Below are 3,870 nucleotides of genomic sequence, written 5' to 3'. Positions count from 1 at the left end.
GGCCCCAGGACACATCCACACGGCTGCCCTGGGGACAATACAGCAGGGCGTTGTCGATCAGGTTGTCCATGGCGGCGCTGAGCAAGGATACGTTGACGCTGACCGGCACCCTCGGACCTTCCAGCAGGCCGAGGTCAACCCCGCAATCGATCGCCCGTGGCGTGTGCTCAGCCACACGTTCACGCAGCAGATCACCCAGGTCAACCTGGGCGGTGGTGTCCGCAGCCAGTGCTGCCGGTGTGGCATCCAGCCGTGACAGGGTCAGCACCTTGGAGAGCACATCACCGGCGCGCTGCACCCCGTGTTGCAAGGTGTGCAGCATGTCTGGGTGGCGGGCTGGATCAGACTCCTGCGCCAACACATGCGCCTGCGCGCCGATGACGGCCAGCGGGGTGCGCAGCTCGTGGGCGGCATCGGCAAAAAAACGTTTTTCAGTGGCGCGCAGCTCGGCCTCGCGCAGCGCATAGGCATCCAGCGCGGCGGTGATGGGCCGCAGCTCCAGCGGGTCGTGCACCACATCGGTGAGGAGTTCGCTGCTGCCGGCTTCACGCGCAGCGATACGCTGGCCTAATTTTTGCATGGGTTGCAGGCCGCGCCAGGTGGCCAGCCATAGGGCGATAACCAAGACTGTCACATAAACAAGGGGGATGGTGACCATCTGGCGCAGCACCAGCGCATCCAGCTGGCTGTAAAACGCGCGGGTTTGCCCCACCACGGCCCAGACTTTGCCGTCCGGACTCTGGGCTGCCATCAGCCGCCAGTCACCTTGGTCATGCCGGATGCCGATCACCAGACTGCCGGGCGGGCTCAGGGCAAACGTGTTGGGCATGCCGTCGCTGGAAAGCAATTGCCCCGAACTCGTCCAGACCTGCCAGGCAAAGTCATCGTCTGTGGTGGGCAAGGTGGCGTTGTCCTTGTGGAGTTGTTTGACCTGGCGTGCCACGGCGCTAGCATGTGCCGGGCTTGGGTCAAGGACAGCAAAACGGGCCACCGCCTCGGCCAGCAGGAACATGCTGCGGTCGATGCTGCCGGTTTTGGGCTGATAGGCCTGCCAGATGTTCCAGCCGAAATTGGCCCCCACCGCCAGCAACATCACCAGCGCCTGCCAGGCCAGCAAACGCTTGAACAGGGACGGTTGGCGCAGTGCGCGCAGGCTGATCATGGCCTGGGCATCAGGTAACCCACCCCCCGCACGGTGCGGATGGCCTCAGCCCCGAGCTTGCGCCGCAGGGCGTGGATCTGAAATTCCAGCGCCCCGGCGCTGGGCTCCTCGTCGCCGGACCAGACCCGTTGCAGCAGTTGCTCACGGCGCACCACCCGCCCGGCCTGGCGGGCCAGTTCACACAGGATGGCGAATTCGCGCGGGGTCACGGGCAGTGCGCTGCCGCCGAGCGACACGGTTTGCTGCTGCGGGTCAATGGCCAGGGTGCCCACTTGCCAGGCGTTGGCGGACTGACCGGCCGAGCGGCGAATCGCCACGTGGATGCGGGCGATCAGCTCAGGCAGCATGAAGGGTTTGATCACGTAGTCGTCGGCGCCGCCATTGAGGGCACGCAAGCGGTCATCCAGCGCGTCGCGGGCGGTCATGACCAGGACTGGCACCGCATGGTGGGTGCGCCGCAAGTGTTCCAACAGGGTAAAGCCTTCGCCGTCGGGCAGGTTGATGTCGAGCAGCACGCAGTCCAGATCATCGGCCAGCAACTGCGCCAGGCCGTCGGCCAGGCGGCGCACCCAGACCGAGGGCAGGTGGGCCTGCTCCAGCGCCCGCTGCAAGGCCGCTCCCAGGTCGAGGTCATCTTCGATCAGCAATATTTTCATGAATGCTCTCAATTGAATAGCTGCTTGTGCTTAATTGACGTGGGCTAGAGCCCTATTTTTTATATGAAACACCTATTTGCACCGGCCCGTCATGGCGGCGTAGGCCACAAACGGCAGGGCCAATAGCCCACCAATGGCCACTGGCCTGGATTTGCCCTCACCATCCTGCGCATTGTGAAGGCAGTCTGGCACGGCCCCGGAGGCCATATGTTGACCCAATCTGGCAGATGCAGGAGCTGGCCCGCTGCCCAGTTGCTCGCGGGCGGCTTGGGCCAGGCTGGGCGTGACACTGCGCGACACAGCCAACCCCATCGCCTGCGGGGACAGGTCCAGCGGGCGTTCCGCGCTGGGGCCTGCCGGTGTGGCAGACGGCGGCGGCACCGACACGGAATCAGCAGCGTCCGTTGGCGTGGCGGCGGGAGACGGTGCCTCGGCCGCGTTGACCTTTTGTTGAGTCACAGCGCGGCGCAAGTTGTGTTTGGGCGCCGTGGTGTTCTGGGTGGGGGCGATCGGCCCCTGCGGAAGTGGCGGCTGCAATGGCGGCTCGGGTATCCACAAATGTGCCATCAGGATCGGTGGCTCAGGCTCAGGTTCACGCGCGGCGCCCGGGCGGGTTCCCGGGGTCAGCTGACTGATCAACACACCATGCAACATGACCGAGACCAGCAGCGCACCAGACAGGCGCGGCTTCAACCACCCCGGAGAAGGCCAAGGAAACAGACCGATACCGATCAAGCGCCCTGCCAGAAGACGCATGGGCCCAACCTCATGGTCGGCTGTTGGTTATCTTTTTGGCCAGATAACCAGAATAGGCCAGATGGTCCACCCCGTTGAGGACGACGCTGCGCACCGCTTCGCCACTGTCAGCCAGCGGCCCCAACAGCAAGGCCTGGCTGTCAGACACGGGCTTGAGCACGGCGCGAATGACTTGGTCGGGTTCGTCCAGCGGGGTGGTTTCCAGCACCAGAAACCCTCTCTCTTCAATCAGGCGAATACGTTTGACCAGCTTGTGGTCATCGCCCAGGTTGCTGATCTCGTAGTCGCCCAGACGTTGTTGCCAGGCGCCGAGGCTGGCAGGCGGCTCCACGCGCTGGCCCACCAGCATCTCTTGCGACCCCACGCTGCCTACCAAAACCTCGCGACCTGCCACCTTGCGCAGCGAAAAACCGATCTCGCTCAAGGTGCCCAGGTTCACCGACACCAGGCCCAGCAGGGCGTAGTCCAGCCCAAACAAACCGTCGCTGCGCTGACGCAGTTTGAAATCATGCCCCAAAGCATTGGCACGCAACGCGGTGCCATCGGCACGGATGTGGATGCGCCCGACCAGCGAGGTGTAGTCACCCTCATAGGCACGCTGCACCTGCGCCGGCAGCGGCGCATCCACCCAGGTGGGGGTGGTATGCACGGGCTGCTGGATGCCGGTTTTGGCCTCCAGCGCCAGCGCCAGTGTTTCGGTGGCGATGTGGTCCACCACGCTGGTGGCAGAGCCGGAATTGGCCAGCACCACCACCCCGAGCTTGTGGTTGGGCAGGAGGTAGATCTGGCTGCGAAACATGCCGATGGCACCGGCATGGTGGGCCACCGGGCCAGCGTTTTCCAGGGTTGATTGGCCCAGAGTGCTCAATAGCCAGCCCAAACCAACACGAAAGTTGAAGTCAAGCGCCACAGCGCTGTTTTGTGGCCGCAGCATCTCGGCCACGGTTTCGGGTTTCAGAATCTGATGCGTGCCGGACCGGCCATCGGCAAACACCATGGCCAGGAAGCGGCTCAGGTCGTTGACGCTGGCATTCAGCCCGCCAGCCGGCACGTCGCGCAAAGGAATTTCAGGGATGGCCTCGCGCCCGCGGTAACCCTTGGCCATCAGGGGTGAGTTCGAGGCGCCTGCTTCAAACGCTGAATGGGCCATGCCCAGTGGCGCCAAGACATTTTGCTGCATGTGCTGTGCAAACGGCACGCCGCTGCGTGACTGAACCGCCGCCCCGAGCAGGGAAATGCCGATGTTGGAATAGGAGAAAACCAGGTCAGGCGCATAGGCCAAAGGCTGGCCAGCGA

General features: G+C 64.2%; 4 protein-coding genes. All 4 read right to left on the bottom strand.

Annotated elements, in window-relative coordinates; genetic code table 11:
- Positions 1-1,162 (bottom strand): histidine kinase dimerization/phospho-acceptor domain-containing protein (locus PHW99_RS18300; protein ID WP_300181122.1); only part of this gene is annotated, 1,162 nt, incomplete at its 3' end.
- Positions 1,159-1,818, bottom strand: coding sequence for a response regulator (locus tag PHW99_RS18295; RefSeq protein ID WP_300181119.1), 660 nt, complete (start codon positions 1,816-1,818; stop codon positions 1,159-1,161). The genes PHW99_RS18295 and PHW99_RS18300, both read right to left, overlap by 4 nt.
- 72 nt (positions 1,819-1,890) lie before the next feature.
- Positions 1,891-2,574: a hypothetical protein gene (locus PHW99_RS18290; protein ID WP_300181116.1), complete on the bottom strand. Its 684-nt coding sequence runs from the start codon at positions 2,572-2,574 to the stop codon at positions 1,891-1,893.
- Between the two features lie 10 nt (positions 2,575-2,584).
- Positions 2,585-3,870, bottom strand: a 1,286-nt coding sequence (locus PHW99_RS18285) for a serine hydrolase domain-containing protein (protein ID WP_300181113.1), incomplete at its 5' end; no start/stop codon positions are given.

Origin of the sequence: Rhodoferax sp. (assembly GCF_028689305.1) — a bacterium.
GTDB lineage: Bacteria > Pseudomonadota > Gammaproteobacteria > Burkholderiales > Burkholderiaceae_C > Rhodoferax.
The sequence above is the reverse complement of the archived record's forward strand: the minus strand, read 5'-3'. Positions and strand labels throughout refer to the sequence as shown.